At 50.9% G+C, this 15,730-nt stretch carries 12 protein-coding genes; 3 read left to right on the top strand and 9 right to left on the bottom strand.

All coding sequences use genetic code 11. The features are described 5' to 3' along the window. Positions 1 to 92 precede the first annotated feature (92 nt). A complete protein-coding gene (locus EDM56_RS20455) occupies positions 93 to 1,334 on the top strand; it encodes a cysteine desulfurase-like protein (protein ID WP_122919774.1) in 1,242 nt (413 codons plus the stop codon). Between the two features lie 56 nt (positions 1,335 to 1,390). Here EDM56_RS20455 and fumC read toward each other — a convergent pair whose 3' ends face one another. Both fumC and EDM56_RS20445 read right to left on the bottom strand, forming a co-directional pair. Continuing rightward, complete coding sequence (gene fumC / locus EDM56_RS20450) at positions 1,391 to 2,782, bottom strand: class II fumarate hydratase (RefSeq protein ID WP_122919773.1); 1,392 nt, start codon at positions 2,780 to 2,782, stop codon at positions 1,391 to 1,393. Positions 2,783 to 3,039: 257 nt separating this feature from the next. Beyond that, the gene (locus EDM56_RS20445) at positions 3,040 to 4,734 is read right to left on the bottom strand and encodes a M3 family oligoendopeptidase (protein ID WP_122919772.1); all 1,695 of its coding nucleotides are present in this window, start codon (positions 4,732 to 4,734) and stop codon (positions 3,040 to 3,042) included. A gap of 148 nt (positions 4,735 to 4,882) precedes the next feature. Here EDM56_RS20445 and EDM56_RS20440 point away from each other — a divergent pair, with 148 nt between their 5' ends. After that, positions 4,883 to 5,212 (top strand): ASCH domain-containing protein, encoded by a 330-nt coding sequence (locus EDM56_RS20440; RefSeq protein ID WP_122919771.1) that lies wholly within the window; start codon positions 4,883 to 4,885, stop codon positions 5,210 to 5,212. A gap of 68 nt (positions 5,213 to 5,280) precedes the next feature. Then, the gene (locus tag EDM56_RS20435; protein WP_122919770.1) at positions 5,281 to 5,715 is read left to right on the top strand and encodes a DUF2269 family protein; all 435 of its coding nucleotides are present in this window, start codon (positions 5,281 to 5,283) and stop codon (positions 5,713 to 5,715) included. Positions 5,716 to 5,791: 76 nt separating this feature from the next. Here EDM56_RS20435 and EDM56_RS20430 read toward each other — a convergent pair whose 3' ends face one another. From EDM56_RS20430 to EDM56_RS20400, 7 genes are all read right to left on the bottom strand, one after another. After that, positions 5,792 to 6,001 carry a hypothetical protein gene (locus EDM56_RS20430; protein WP_122919769.1) on the bottom strand — a complete coding sequence of 70 codons (210 nt, stop codon included), beginning with the start codon at positions 5,999 to 6,001 and terminating at the stop codon, positions 5,792 to 5,794. A 160-nt stretch (positions 6,002 to 6,161) separates the two neighbouring features. Continuing rightward, positions 6,162 to 8,567, bottom strand: coding sequence for a tetratricopeptide repeat protein (locus EDM56_RS20425; RefSeq protein ID WP_122919768.1), 2,406 nt, complete (start codon positions 8,565 to 8,567; stop codon positions 6,162 to 6,164). Positions 8,568 to 8,703: 136 nt separating this feature from the next. Beyond that, positions 8,704 to 9,999: a peptidase U32 family protein gene (locus EDM56_RS20420; protein WP_122919767.1), complete on the bottom strand. Its 1,296-nt coding sequence runs from the start codon at positions 9,997 to 9,999 to the stop codon at positions 8,704 to 8,706. A 14-nt stretch (positions 10,000 to 10,013) separates the two neighbouring features. Then, positions 10,014 to 10,949, bottom strand: coding sequence for a peptidase U32 family protein (locus tag EDM56_RS20415; RefSeq protein ID WP_122919766.1), 936 nt, complete (start codon positions 10,947 to 10,949; stop codon positions 10,014 to 10,016). Positions 10,950 to 11,165: 216 nt separating this feature from the next. Beyond that, entirely contained in the window at positions 11,166 to 12,086 is a 921-nt protein-coding gene (locus EDM56_RS20410) for a DMT family transporter (protein ID WP_183192536.1), read from the bottom strand. A gap of 33 nt (positions 12,087 to 12,119) precedes the next feature. Next, on the bottom strand, positions 12,120 to 13,733 hold the full coding sequence (locus tag EDM56_RS20405) for an ABC-F family ATP-binding cassette domain-containing protein (RefSeq protein WP_122919764.1): 1,614 nt from the start codon (positions 13,731 to 13,733) through the stop codon (positions 12,120 to 12,122). Positions 13,734 to 13,770: 37 nt separating this feature from the next. After that, the gene (locus EDM56_RS20400) at positions 13,771 to 15,708 is read right to left on the bottom strand and encodes an ABC-F family ATP-binding cassette domain-containing protein (protein WP_122919763.1); all 1,938 of its coding nucleotides are present in this window, start codon (positions 15,706 to 15,708) and stop codon (positions 13,771 to 13,773) included. Between the last annotated feature and the right edge of the window lie 22 nt (positions 15,709 to 15,730).

Here is a 15,730-nt window from a genome sequence, read left to right as displayed (position 1 = left end):
TTCAAACTATTTGAAATACAATTAGAGGATTTGTGTGCAGTGTGACGAAACAAATAGACGATTGACTATAATCGGCTAGGATGTGAAGCGATATGTCTTTTGCTGTCATGGAACTACGCAAGGATTTTCCTTCCCTTTCCCGCACAGTGTCGGGTTATCAGGCTGCTTACTTTGACGGACCGGGCGGCACACAGGTCCCGCGCCAAGTGATTCAAGCGATTTCCCACTATTATGAGACGTGCAACGCCAATGCGCATGGTCCATTCGTTACTAGCGCGGAAACCGACCAGATCGTTGATCGGACACGTGAAGCCGCCGCTGCTCTGTTGGGTGCTCCTTCACCAGCTTCGATTTCGTTTGGCGCCAACATGACCTCGCTTGCTTTTGCGCTGGCCCGTGCACTTTCCCGCACGATCGCACCTGGTGACGAGGTGGTCATCACCGATCTGGACCATGAGGCGAACCGAGGCCCTTGGCAAACGCTTGCGGAACGCGGCGCAATCGTACACTCGGTCGCCATCACCGTGGACGGGCGAATCGATATGGAAGATTTCAAAAGCAAACTAAGCCCCAAAACCAAAATCGTCGCGGTGGGATGTTCATCCAACTCGCTCGGGACGGTCAACGATCTCGCGACGATTCGCGAGTTGACCCATGCGATCGATGCACTGTTGATCGTGGATGCCGTCCATTTTGCCCCCCACTTTCCGATTGACGTCATCGAACTTGACTGTGACTTTTTGCTATGCTCTGCATACAAGTTTTATGGCCCACATGTCGGCATCCTCTACGCGCGTGAAGGGCTGCTTGACACTTTGCCTACCGATAAGCTGCGGGCACAGGATGATGCTGCCCCCTACCGGATTGAAACGGGCACACCCAATTTCGCCGCGCTTGCCGGTGTGACCGCTGCCATCGAATATATCGCAGCTGTGGGAGTGGGAGCAACCCTGCGACAGCAGCTTCTCACCGGCATGGCTTTGGTGCATGATTACGAGGATGCGCTCGCTCGAAAGCTATATGATGGTCTTTCCCAAATGGATCATATCCAGATTTTCGGGCAACCGTTTGGCGATGGGCTGCGCGCTCCGACCATTTCCTTCACCGTTGCCGGAATGAATTCAGGCGATGTAGCGGCTTACCTGGGCGAACGAGGCTTGTTCGTTTGGGGCGGACATTTTTATGCCATGCGCATTTATGAAGTGTATCAGCTGGAAGAGCAAGGTGGGCTGGTCCGCGTAGGGATTTCGCTCTATAACACCGAAGAAGAGGTCGACCGTCTACTTGAGGCAGTAAAAGCATTGAACGAAACTCGTACGACAACCGTCTCTTAATAAAACGAAAACTGCACCTTTCCAGAACGGAGGGTGCAGTTTTTTTGCTATCATTCTTAATCTGCCTTCGGCGCGATCATCTGCTCGGGGCGTACAATCCGGTCGAACTCTTCTTCCGTGAGCAGCTTGCTTGCGAGCGCAGCTTCCTTCAGCGTAGTCCCTTCCTTGTGCGCCTTTTTGGCGACCGCTGCCGCATTGTCATAGCCGATGTGCGGGTTGAGCGCCGTCACCAGCATGAGCGAGCGCTCCAAATGTCCGCGTATGACAGCGGTGTTCGGCTCAATACCCACTGCGCAATGATCATTGAAGGAATGGATGCTGTCAGCAAGCAGGCGTGCCGATTGCAGGAAGTTGTAGATAATGACCGGCTTGAACACGTTTAGTTCAAAATTCCCTTGACTTGCAGCAAATCCGATTGTCGCGTCGTTCCCCATGACCTGGCACACTACCATCGTCAATGCTTCGCTCTGTGTTGGATTCACTTTACCTGGCATGATTGAGCTGCCAGGTTCGTTGGCTGGAATCGTCAATTCGCCGATGCCACTGCGCGGTCCGCTTGCAAGCCAGCGCACATCATTGGCGATTTTCATCAAGTCGGCTGCCAACGCCTTGAACGCGCCATGTACAAAAACGATTTCATCATGGCTTGTGAGCGCGTGGAATTTATTCGGGGCGCTCGTGAAGTGTGTCCCTGTCTCACTGCTGATTTCGGCCGCGACCCGTTCACCAAACTCGGGGTGGGCATTGATACCCGTCCCTACCGCTGTTCCCCCGATCGCCAGCTCGCGCAGTTGCTCGGCTGCCTGGCTGATCATATTCTGCGATTTTTCCAGCATGCGGGCCCAGCCGCTAATTTCCTGACCCAGTGTGATTGGCGTGGCGTCTTGCAGGTGCGTCCGTCCGATTTTGATGATGTCCTCAAACGCTTCACTCTTGTCGCGCAATGTCGCATGCAGCTTGGCGATGGCCGGGAGCACTTGGGTCTCCACAGCGATCAGCGCAGCTACATGCATGGCGGTCGGGAACGTATCGTTCGAGCTTTGTGAACGATTCACGTCATCGTTCGGATGGATGCGCGAATCGGTGCCGTTTTGCTGTAAAAACTGATTACCTTTATTGGCGATGACCTCGTTGACGTTCATGTTGGATTGGGTGCCACTGCCCGTTTGCCAGACGACCAGCGGAAAATGCTCATCAAGCTTTCCTGCGATGACCTCATCGGCAGCTTGTATAATTGCGGATGCCTTTTCTGCCGGAAGCTTGCCGAGCTGGAGATTCACTTTCGCCGCGCTTTTTTTCAAAATGCCAAAAGCCCGGATGAGCGGCATCGGCATCTTTTCCGTGCCGATCGCAAAGTTCTCAAAGCTGCGCTGCGTTTGCGCAGCCCACAGTTTATCAGCTGGTACGCGAATTTCCCCGATCGTATCTTTCTCAATGCGATAGTCCATGTGATAGCCTCCCTTTTCGTCACTCCATCGATGGTTATGCTACGTTATGTATTTCAATTCCTTTACATTGATAATGATTATCAACATCAATTTTATGGCTCACGACTCGATAAATCAACAAACTTTAGTATGCGCAAAAACTGCCAGCCCCATTGCACCTGGCTGTTCGATCATGGATTGGCATTAAAAAGCTTCTTTTACACACAAAAAAGCGTGCCAAAACCGCTTTTGGTTGGCACGCTGAATGATTTTGATGTTTATAGCTTGGCGTCATCCACCTGGTTCAGCCAGTTTTCGATAAAGCCGGTGACCGATGCGACACAGCCATCTTCAAACGGCGAGGTGAGTTTGGACGCCGCCACCAGTTCCAAGAATGATTTGCTTCCGCCCATTTGGCAAAGGGAAAGGTAATCTTGCCATGCAGCTCCGCGGTCTTCATTCGAGCGTTTCCAAAATTGGAACGCGCAAATTTGGGCAAGCGTATAATCGATGTAGTAGAACGGCGATTTATAAATATGGCTCTGACGCTGCCAGAAACCGCCGCGCTCGAGATAATCGTTGCCGTCGTAGTCGCGGTGCGGCAAATATTTGCGCTCGATGTCGCGCCATGCTTGCTTACGCTCGTCAGGTGTCGCATCCGGATTGCCATAGACGAAATGCTGGAACTCATCGACTGCAACGCCGTACGGGATGAACTCAAGCGCATCGCTCAAATGGCTGAATTTGTATTTGTCCACATCTTCCTTGAAGAACAGCTCCATCCACGGATATGTCAAAAACTCCATGCTCATCGAGTGAATTTCGCATGCTTCATAGGTTGGGAAAGCATATTCCGGCAGCGTGTACTTCCGGCTCTCGAACACTTGGAACGCATGGCCTGCTTCATGCGTCAGCACGTCAATGTCGCCTGATGTGCCGTTAAAATTCGAGAAAATGTACGGAGCCGCATGCTCGCTGATGTAGGTGCAGTAGCCGCCGCCTGCTTTGCCTTTCTTGCTGACAAGGTCCATCAGCTCGTTTTCCTGCATGTAGTTGAAGAATGTGCCTGTTTCCGGGGACAGTTCCTCATACATTTTTTTGCCATTGGCGATGATCCATTCAGGATCGCCTTTTGGCGTCGCGTTTCCGGTCTTGAAGGAGAATTTTTCATCGTAAAACTTGAACGCATCCACGCCGATTCGCGCTTGCTGGCGCTGCTTTAGCTTCGTCGCGATCGGAACGATATGGGTCAGCACCTGCTCGCGGAAATTGGCCACCATCGCTGCATCGTAATCGGAACGGGTCATACGCGCATAACCGAGCTCGATGAAGTTTTCGTAACCAAGCTTGCGGGCAATTTGCGTGCGGACTTTCACCAGCTCGTCATAAAGGCGATCCAGTTCTGTCTCATGTTCTTTCATGAACCCAAAGGAAGCTTCAATCGCCGCTTTGCGTGTTTCACGCTCCGTAGACTCTGTGAACGGAATGAGCTGGGACAGGTTGCGCTCTTCCCCGGCAAACATGATTTTGGCCGATGCCATCAGCTTTACATATTCGCTTCCGAGCTTGTTTTCTTTTTGCAAATCCTCGATGACATCGTCCGAGAATGTTTTTAATGTCAAATCGGCAATCGTGAATAGCTGCTTCCCCCATTTTTCTTCGAGCTGCGGACGGAAGCGGGACGATGTCAGTGCTTTATACAGCAGTGTGACGAGCCCTTGGTAAATCGGTTGCACTTCATCGAAATAATCTTGTTCTGCTTGGTATGTAGTATCAGTGGTGTCAATCGTATGTCGGATGGAAGCGATTTCGCGCATGGTCTCAAAATGGTTGCGAACCTTGGTGATTTCACCTAAGATCTGGTCCTGCTCCTCAAAGCTTTGCGCATTCGAGAATGCTTCCACCATTGTTTTCATGGATCGTTCTATATCGTTCTGATCTGGACGTTGATACGGGTATTCTGAGAATTTCATGGCAGATCCCTTCCCCAAAAAATTTTTTTCGATTCAATAATTTTAAATCTACCTTACTTTTCTGCTGCATGCAAGTTGTCCGCGATTCGTGTACAATCAGTAGTGGGTCTCTGACCAAATGATTCCAAGCAATCGAAGGAGGATTACGATGAATACACCATTGCCACCAAAAACCTGTTCCATCGACCGACTGGTCACAAAAGAGGAAGACGTACAACGTGTGCTAAACGGCACCAAAACCGCTACCCGTCGCAACGGTCGCTATGCGGATCCGGGCGAAATCATGGAATTGCAAGGAAAGCGCTATGAGGTCTATGCCGTTTACGAACAAACGCTGGGCGAGCTGACCGATGCGGATGCGCAAACCGAAGGCTTCGCCAATGTCGAGGAGTACAAACAATACATACTTTCCCTTCACGCCGGTATGCCTTGGCTTCCACAAATGAAAATGTGGGTGCACCAATTCCGCCTCGTGTAATGTTTCAACTAGTGCAGGAGCAATCCCTTGTCCTGCACTCTTACCATTATTCATAGGAGGGTCCGGTTATGTATCGCTGGATTGTTTTTCTCCATATTCTCAGCGCGATGCTTTCCATCGGACCGTTTTTTGTGTTTTTCCCATTTTTTAAAAAGGTCGCGCGAATGGAAAAAAACGAGCTTGCCGTCTTCATCGGCCTGTTCCGTTTTTGTGTCCAACTGTCCAAGCATGCGGGCCATGTGCTTGTCACCACCGGGGTCTTACTGATTTGGCTTGGTGGCTGGGATTTTCGAACATCATGGATTTTGCTCACACTGATCGTCCTTGTGGGCTCCCTCTACTTTTTTGCCCGCGCTTTTTCTCCGATTTTGCGAGCATTGACAGACGCAGAACCGGCCGAACGACCTGCGCACGTAAAGCGATTGAAACGAGCCCTATACGGGTATTTGTTCCTCGTGCTGCTGATGCTAGGCTTGATGGTTGTGAAGCCTTCTTTCTGGTGAGGATACGGACATATGCAAACAAACAGCCCTTTCCCCGGACCGGTTGAAAGGGCACGTTTTTTTCTTTATCGTTTCATTACGCGTTTGTATGGTTCCATCCTTGCACCCAGCTTGCTGCATCAGCACCTTTATGCGACTGGGACACCTCAAACACCCACACATTTTGCTGAGCGCCGTCCGCTTTGGCATTTTCCAACGCGAGTTCTGCGATATGCTGGTTTTCGCATTCCTGCCATCTGTGGAATCCGTCTCGCGCTTGCCACGCAACGATGATTGGCTCGTTCATGATGATACCCCTCCTCAAGTAGGACTTCTTCGGTAGTTTGTCCAAATGTCCATCCGTTAGTCTCCATGCACATTTGAAAATCAATCACATGGAAAGGGGTCATGCCAATGAATCCGTAATTTCCGGTATGTATAGGCAATCCGGCTCGCCGCCGGCAGCGCTATGCAAGGCGGAAACGAATCTCCCCTTTAGGCAAAAAGCGGGTGGGAACACGGATCAGCACGCAATCTTGGTCTGAACGTACGTTCGTTTTTGACGGGTCAGAAAGCCAATAGTAGACATAAGTATTATTATGGTCAACTTCTAATCCGCTAATTGTCGGGACTTTTCCTTTTTCCGGCTTGATCGCGAAATAAGTCCAGCCCGATTCTTCTATGACCGCTTCCATCAATTTGTCTGAAGGCTTTTTCTCTGCATACCACTTCGCAACGGTAGCAGGTAATTTCCAGTCATCCTGCGATAATTGCTGGTACGGCAGCCTGCTTAGAAACGGACTTGGCTGCTGCTGACCGCCTGCTGTTGTATTCTTTTCGGACTGAAGCTTTTTCGCCTCTGCAGCCGAATCGCTTTTTGGATAGTGGGTCAGGAGTCGCTGTATTAGCGCGTCATCGTTGTTGTAACGATACATCAGCAAGAGCATGTCGTCCGCTAATTCTGAATCCGGATAACGCTTGAGCAATTGCTCGCCTGTATCAACTAGGTCCGTCAGCAAAGCCGCACGCGTACTATGAAAGCTTACTTCCTGCCCGTACTGTGTCAGCTTGCTGTCACACAAAGCGCGTGAGAACAGTGCTTTTGCCCCTGTCTCGGGATCGGCTTGGTCGAGCTGGATCAAATCGAACTGTCGTTTTGCCTGCACCAAGTGATTGAATCTGCCGATATATCGGTCAAGCGATTCGTCATATTCCATTTCACGGATTTGGCCGATCCAAAAAAAGGTTTGCCTCTCACCATGCCACAGGTAGTTATAGTACGTGAACTCGTCATGAAAAATGGCTGCGGCAAGCTCATATTGTTTCCTTGCCCTGTCCGCTCCTTTCGCCTGATTAGCTGCTTCCTGAAGCGACGCAAGTTTCCGGACCGACGTCAGCTGCTGTTTGACATGATACCAGAATGTATCGCCTGCCATACGGTCATACCACACATACTGCAAAACAGAGTCAGCGAATATTTCCTTGCCATCATAACGTGTGATCAGGTTTTGCAGTTCTCGAGCCGCTTGCTCGAATTGATTCGCTCGCAATGTTTCAACAGCCTTCGAATAGGCAACCCAAATTTGCTTCCATTCAGGCATTTCCGTTTTTTCGAGTTTGGCGAAACCATCCTGCCCTGTATTTACATCCAACACAAACAAAAATTGGCCGGATGCATCGTACCACATATCAGCATCGCCGCTCTTCAATGCTCGCTCAAACCAGATCAGCGCCTCATCGTATTGGCCTGCGATCTGGTAGCAGCGAGCCAGCCGATAAGCCGCATCATCTGCCGCCGGATGGTTCGGATAGGCACGGATAAACGCCTGCCATTGGGTGATTCCCGCCTGCGGCTTATCATAATCCGCTCCTTTTGCACGGTACCATTCTTCGTTTTCGCCACCGAAAAAGTACGGTTTCCCCGTGATCGCTTCATACTGCTTGATCCCTTTTGCCAGCATGCCGTCCGGATAACGCGCGACGATCAGCTTTTCCACAGGTCCGGTCAGTAGAACCTGATAGCCGCCCTTCTCTCCGCTTTTATATAGCCGCTTGACTGCGTCTGGATCGCCGTGATGGTAAGCCAGCGTCATATCGATCGTTTGCTCGATATAGGCGTCTTCTGTCGCTTTCGCCACTTCGCTTGCCCACTTGCGATCTTTCCCGTAGTCGATACGCCCTATGATGGCCCGATCAAGCTCATGAGCCCCAGGTGTTTTGCCAAACTGCTGTTTCAGCTGCTCCTGTCCGTCCGGTAATCCAGCGATCACGCTCACGATACCGCCAATGCTCGGCGATTTGGCATAATTTGTTAGCCAATCTTGGATTTGTTGCGCTGACACCTGTACTCGTTTTGCATAGAGCGATAGGAGCACTTCAGCGCCCTCTTCCGTAGCTTTATCCAAAAGCGGGAGCAGAGTCCCTTCTTTGCCAGCTGGGAGCACCCCATCGATTACCTCGCCTAACCGAAATGGATTGGGGATCGAGCGCCTGTCATCGGTCCAATGTAACAAATCCGGAAGCAGCCGTTCATCGTGCAGTTGCCGTGCAACCTCAAGCCAAAAGCTCCACTCATCGTACAACGCATCACTGTCAGCTATCGGGAAGCGCAGTCGATTGGCTTCCATCAAGATCCCTTTTCTCGCGATCGGCAGCACGCTCTCCTTCTGACGCATGATCTCTTTTATTGTCGCATCACTTAGTGTCCTGTCGTTGCTGCGGTATTCACTCATGGCAGAAGAGAGCAACTTTTCAGTCGATTGAACCTGCTCTGCCGCTGCAGGGCTAGGTTCAGAAGCTGCACTGCTATTCATGATAGGAGCAGCCAGCAAGCTCACTCCGCATAAAACACTGACTAATTTTTTCGCTTTCATAAAAACAGGTATCCCCCACACTGATCGATTCGCCCTTGTGCCTATTTTTGGCAACAAGCGGCCCATCAGTTAGACGGATACCTGGACAAAAACGTTTCGGCGCGCTATGCCTTTTCTTGGCAAATTGCGCGAACGCTTATTTTTTCTCTTTTCGCATGATGTCGTATGGGCAAACAGGCTGGCATACGCGCATTTTGACGATTTGCATCGCTTTATTCGCATCTGTCAACTGATTGCCATCTTCATCCCAAAGCTCTGTCACCTGCTGCACGAAATTATCTCGTTTCGGACCGAAGAACTCGACTTCCGCCCCGACTTCAAAACGGTTGCGCTGCTCAATCGTTGCGATTTGTGTCGCAGCATCGTACTCGAGCACCAACCCGGCAAAATCGTACTTGGCCATTTTGGGCGGTACGCCGAAAATCTGATCCTGCTCGGAAGGATTGCCATAAAAGAAGGCTGTCGTCACCGGGCGATTCGCCGCTTTTAAAATTTCCTCGCGCCATTCGTCCTTGAAGACGAACTCATCGGGATTTTCACAGTATGCATCGATCACACGACGGTACGTATTGACAACAGTTGCCACATAATGGACGGTCTTCATCCGACCTTCAATTTTCAAGCTTTCCACACCCGCATCTACCATCTCCGGGATCGATTCGATCATGCACAAATCTTTGGAGCTCATCGTAAACTCGTCATCGTTCTCGGAAAACAGCGGCAGCTCTTTTTTCCCGATTATCGGGAGAGCTGCTTCCTCTTCGTCCTCCACCTCTTCAAACAAATCGTACTTCCAGCGACACGACTGGGCGCAACCGCCACGGTTGGCGTCCCTGTTCGTCATGTGGTTGGAAAGCACGCAGCGCCCCGAATAGGAGATGCACATCGCCCCGTGGATGAACGCCTCGATCTCCACGTCCGTATGTGCCTTGATCTGCCGAATCTCTTCCATCGAGACTTCACGCGCCAAAACCACACGGGCTATACCTTCTTCCGCCCAAAACTGGACGGCCTGCCAGTTAGTCGTAGACGCTTGTGTGCTCAAATGGATTTCCAGCTTGGGCGCTGCCTGCTTGCAAACCTCAACAATCGCCGGATCGGCGACAATGACGGCATCGATGCCGAGCTGATACAACGTTTGAAAATACTCCGCCATCCCGTCAAAATCTTCATTATGGGCAATAATGTTGGCTGCGACAAACACCTTGGCGCCATGCTGATGGGCGAATGCGACGCCCTCTTTCATGTCATCATACGAAAAATTGCCTGCCTTCGAGCGTAACCCGAATTTTTGACCGCCGATATAAACGGCGTCGGCACCATACAGCACCGCGAATTTTAATTTTTCCAGATTCCCCGCCGGGGCGAGCAGCTCTGGCTTTTTCAATTGTTTCTTGCTGGGGAATCCGGCAGTTGCAATCTGCGTGGACATGGTTTGTTTCCTCCTTAGTAGATCTGTTGCTTGAAATAAAAGCCTGTACCGAGCGGACGATCCTTGTCCTGAATTTGACTTAGTTGCTGAAGCCATTGTGGGTCGATGCCAGCCTTCGGGTCTTCTGCCAAACGGTCGATCGCTTGCCGATAGATGGAGACGACGGTTTCATTGTAGCTGACAGGCTTTAAGATCCCTTCGATCTTGAAAACGTCAATGCCGCCCTGCATCATCGTGGGCAAATGCTCCAGCATGCAAATATCTTCTGCGCTCATGATGTTCGTTCCGTGGCAATCTTCAAAAATCGGATACTGCTGCTCATCGCGGTTGTCCTCTTTCACGAACATGCTGCGCTCTTGGTGATGGAGCTCTTGTACAGGGTCTTTGCCTTGGTGGCGCATGTAATTGCTGACCAGCTCTCGTTTGGAGTGGAAAATGCAAGTCATTCCGTGTACCTGTGCTTGCACTTCGATGTCGGTGTTTCGCTTGATTGCAAGCACCGCCTCAAGCGATAGCTCGCGGGCCAAAATCGCACGTGTCGCTCCTTTTGCCGCCCAATAGTTGACGGTCCGGTAGTTCGTGGATGTCGTTTCCGTGTTCCAATGAAGCGGTATCCCAGGTGCCGCTTGCCGCGCTGTCATTAGGACGGCGGGATCGCCGAACACGATCGCATCTGCTTGTAATACTGCGAGCTCTTTGAGATAGTCTTGCAGGTCAGACACCTCGTCATGATGCAGCAACGCATTGACCACGACATACAACTTACCTCCGTGCGATTGAGCAATCTTTTTGGCTTCAGCAAGCTCTTTTGGCTCGAAGCTGCCTGGCTGCCGCAATGCAAACCGCTCATGGCCGATGCTGACGGCGTCAGCTCCCGCCAAAAACATCCGCTCAACTTCCACCACATTCGCTGCAGTGGTGACCAATTCGGGTTTTTGTTTCTGGATCATAAGAAAACCTCGATTCTGTAAAAGGTACTTCGTACGAACATCTATTATATACCGGAAATTCCCTTCTTTTTTGGCCGATCACGGGAAATTTGCGACAAATAATTGAACACTTCCAAATTTGTCAAGGTTTCAATGTGTTCTCGATGTGCTCGTTGCGTACAACAAAAAAGCAACGCGACACCTTTACCAGATGTGCGTTGCTTTTCTTGACCTTCTTTATGTTTCAATCGGATTTTTCTTAACGTGGCCGTCATCGTTTGGATACGGCTTGTTGTAAATTTCTGTAATGTAAATGCCTGCCAACAGGATGATTCCACCGAACAGGATGGTCATCGTGACCGGCTCTCCCCACAGCATCCACGAAAAGCCGAAAGCGAATACCGATTCCAGAGACAACAGCAGACTGACCCGAATCGGTGTCGTGATCGACTGTGCCCGAAGCTGGACGATGTAAGCGATCAAAGTTCCGATCACCAGCTCGAACAAGTAGGCGTACCAGCCGTACGCGGAAAGCTGTTTCGGCGCCGGCTCAAGGATCAGGGCCAAAACCGTGTCGACGACCCCGACAACAGCTAGCTGCACCATGGCAAAAAGCAGTGGATTGACGGGTTCTTCCTTTTCGTACGTGCGGTCGACATATACGGTATGGGTGGCGAAGCAGAGGGCGCACAACAGGACGAGCAAATCGCCGCTGTTCATCCCTTCAAAGCTGCCATCCCACGAAAACAGGCATAATCCGAGAAATGCGCAAAGACTGCCGAGAATTGGCCCTTTCTGGATCGGTTTACGTGACCACAGAAAGTAAAGAAATGGGACCATGACCACAGCCGTACCGGTAATCATGCCTGCTTTGCCCGGAGTCGTCAAATCGATCCCATAAATCTGGGCCGTGTACGCCAGACAAAGCAAGAAACCGGAGAAGATACCTGCCTTCCAATAAAACGGCGTCATTTCTTTGATCCGTTTCCATTGCCAAATGGCGAGGATCAGGGCGGCTACCAAAAAGCGGGAGCCGGTAAAAAAGAGTGGCGTCATTTCAGCAAGCAGGTCTTTTGCTAGGATGAATGTATAGCCCCAGCTGATTGCAATCCCTAGAAGGGACAGATCAGCGAGAAGCCGTTTCCTGGATACATGCACATTAATCAATCAGCCTTTCTGTTTTGCGAGTAATTACGAATACATTTGCTGTTGCAGCTTGCGGATTTCGTCGCTGGCAATGTATTCGTCGAATGTCATCATTTTGTCGATGACGCCTTTTGGCGTGATTTCGATGATGCGGTTTGCGATCGTTTGGACGAACTGGTGGTCATGGGAGACGAACAAGATCGTGCCATCGAAATCGATCAAACCGTTATTGAGTGCCGTGATCGATTCCAAGTCCAAGTGGTTCGTTGGCTCATCGAGAAGTAGCACGTTTCCGCCTGTCAGCATCATGCGGGACAGCATGCAGCGCACTTTTTCGCCCCCAGAGAGAACGTTGCATTTTTTCAGTGCTTCTTCACCGGAGAACAGCATGCGGCCAAGGAAGCCGCGAACGAAAGTCTCATCCGGATCTTTTGAGTATTGACGCAGCCATTCTACCAGGTTGAGATCGGATGTGAAGTATTCCGAGTTGTCTTTTGGGAAGTACGCACGGGATGTGGTAACGCCCCACTCGAAATTGCCGCTATCCGCTTCGATCTCGCCCATGAGAATTTGGAACAGCGTTGTTTTCGGCAATCCGTTCGGTCCGACAAACGCGATTTTGTCCCCTTTGTTAATCGTGATCGTGAAATTATCGAGCACTTTTTCGCCCTCAACCGTTTTGGTGAGGCCTTCCATGACGAGCAGATTTTTGCCTGCTTCGCGCTCTGGCTTGAAGTTAATAAATGGATATTTACGGCTGGATGGTCTGATGTCATCCAACGTGATTTTATCCAGCAATTTTTTACGGGAAGTCGCTTGCTTGGATTTGGATGCGTTCGCGCTGAATCGTGCGATAAAGCTTTCCAATTCCTTGATTTTCTCTTCTTTCTTTTTGTTCGCATCGCGCATCAACTGCAATGCCAGCTGGCTGGATTCGTACCAGAAATCGTAGTTACCGACATACATCTGGATTTTGCCGTAGTCGATATCTGCGATGTGCGTGCAGACTTTGTTCAGGAAGTGACGGTCATGGGATACGACGATCACAGTGTTTTCATAGTCGAGCAGGAAGTTTTCCAACCACATGACTGAATCGAGGTCCAAGTGGTTGGTCGGCTCATCCAGAAGCAGAATGTGCGGGTTCCCGAACAGCGCTTGCGCCAAGAGAACGCGGACTTTTTGGCTGCCGTCCAAGTCTCTCATGTATTTATCATGCACATCTGCCGAAATGCCGAGACCGATCAGCAAGGAAGCTGCGTCGGATTCCGCTTGCCATCCGTTCAATTCTTCGAATTCACCTTCGAGTTCGGATGCTTTGATCCCGTCTTCTTCGGTGAAATCAGCTTTGGAGTATAGCGCGTTTTTCTCTTCCATGATCGCGAAGAGACGGTTGTGCCCCATGATGACTGTTTTCAACACTTCTACATCATCGAACTCGTAATGGTTTTGCTTCAGCACGGCAATGCGCTCGCCTGGAGTTAGGCTGACATGGCCGCTGTTTGGCTCGATCTCGCCGGACAGGATTTTCAAGAAAGTGGATTTGCCGGCACCGTTCGCCCCGATCAGGCCATAGCAGTTGCCCGGTGTGAATTTGATGTTTACGTCTTCGAAAAGCGGCCGTTTTCCGTACCGCAGTGTTACGCCTTGTGTACTAATCATTCGTGTTTACCTGCTTTCTATCAGTTGTAAAGTCGTGTTACGCTTTTTTGTTTTGCTGTTGAATCTCTTCCACTAATTCAGACAGCTCCGTCCAGCGCTCCAGCGTCTGCTCAAGTTGCTGTGACAGCTGCTGTTCCTCTGCGTACAGCTTTTGCACTTTCTCGATATCGCTGCCCGCCTTGGCGATCTCAGTTTGGATCTGTGTGATCCTTTCTTCCATCGCCGCGATTTTGTCCTCGATCTCGTCCCATTCCTTCTGCTCTTTATAGGAGAGCTTGCGGGTCCGATTCGCGGTGCGCGACGCCGCACTGTCGGTTTTGCTTTCGGCTGCTTTGGCAGTAGCCTGGGTTTTCGACTGCTCCGCCTGAAGCGCTTGCTCTTCTTTGCACATATCAAGGTACTCGCTGTAGTTGCCATTGAAGCGGCGGATCGAGCCTTCTCCTTCGAAAGCGAACAGATGATCCACCGTCCGATCGAGGAAGTAGCGGTCATGGGAGACGGTGATGACGGCACCCGGGAACTGCTCCAAGTAATCTTCCAGAATCGAGAGCGTCTGAATGTCCAGATCGTTCGTCGGCTCATCGAGGAACAGTACGTTCGGTTCACCCATCAGTGTCCGCAATAGATAGAGCCTGCGGCGTTCTCCACCGGACAGCCGGCTGATCCACGTATATTGCAGATGTGGCGGAAAGAGGAAGCGTTCCAGCATTTGCGACGCCGTAATCATTTCGCCGTCAGCAGTGCGGATGACCTCTGCCACTTCCTTAATATAGTCGATGACGCGAAGCTTTTCGTTCATCTCCACATTTTCTTGCGTATAGTAGGCGAGCTTCACCGTGCTCCCTGTGACGATTTCACCTGAATCCGGTTCGATACGCCCTGCCATCATGTTAAGCAGCGTCGATTTACCGCTGCCATTCGGGCCGATGATGCCCAAACGATCGTCCGGCAGCACGATATAGTTCAAGTCGTGGATCAGGGTGCGGTCCCCAAACTGTTTGGAGACATGTTCGAGTTCCAACACTTTTTTGCCCAGTCGGCTTGCACCCAGCGCCATATCCAAATTTTCCGCGGGTCCATCGACTTTCTGGTCGCGTAGTGACTCTGCCCGCTGCACCCGTGCTTTTTGCTTGGTCGTGCGAGCTTTCGCACCACGCCGCAACCAGGCGAGCTCACGCCTCAGCAAATTTTGCCGCTTGTCTTCCATCGCCTGCTCGCGCTCTTCACGCTCTGCTTTCTTTTCCAGAAAAGAGGCGTAGTTGCCCTCGTAGCTGTACAGCTTACCACGGTCCAACTCGAACGTGTGGTTCGTGACGCGGTCGAGGAAATAGCGGTCATGCGTCACCATCAAAAGCGCGCCCTTGTATCGAGCCAAATACTCTTCCAACCATTCAACCGTTTCGTTGTCAATATGGTTGGTCGGCTCGTCGAGAATCAACAAGTCAGCCGGTTGGATCAATGCTCGCGCCATCGCAACCCGCTTTTTCTGCCCACCGGACAACTGTGTGATCGGCTGCTGGAAGTTGGTGATGCCAAGCTTGGTCAGAACGGTTTTGGCATTTGTTCCGGCGTCCCATGCATTGAGCGCATCCATCCGCTGCTGGACTGCGAACAGCTGCTGCTGCTTGCGTTCGTCATCCGGTGCTGATTCGAGCACGGATAATGCCAGCTCATAGTCGCGCAGGACTTGCATCAATGGCGAATCGCCGTAAAAGACCTGCTCCAACACGGTCCTCTGCTGGTCGAATTCAGGATTTTGCGGCAGGTAGACACTTTGAAAACGGTTGGCATGAACGATTTTGCCAGAATCAGCCGATTCCAGTCCGGCGATGATCTGCAAAAGCGATGATTTCCCTGTACCGTTGATTCCAATGAGCCCGATTCGCTGCGATTCTGCTATATGAAAGGAAATGTCGTCAAACAACACCTTTTCCCCATAGCTTTTCGAAAGTTGTTCTACAGTCAACAGATTCAATGTATCAACTCCATGCCTCTTT

Source organism: Brevibacillus fluminis (assembly GCF_003710825.1).
GTDB classification, from domain to species: Bacteria; Bacillota; Bacilli; order Brevibacillales; family Brevibacillaceae; genus Brevibacillus_D; species Brevibacillus_D fluminis.
This window is presented reverse-complemented; position numbering and strand designations above follow the sequence as displayed.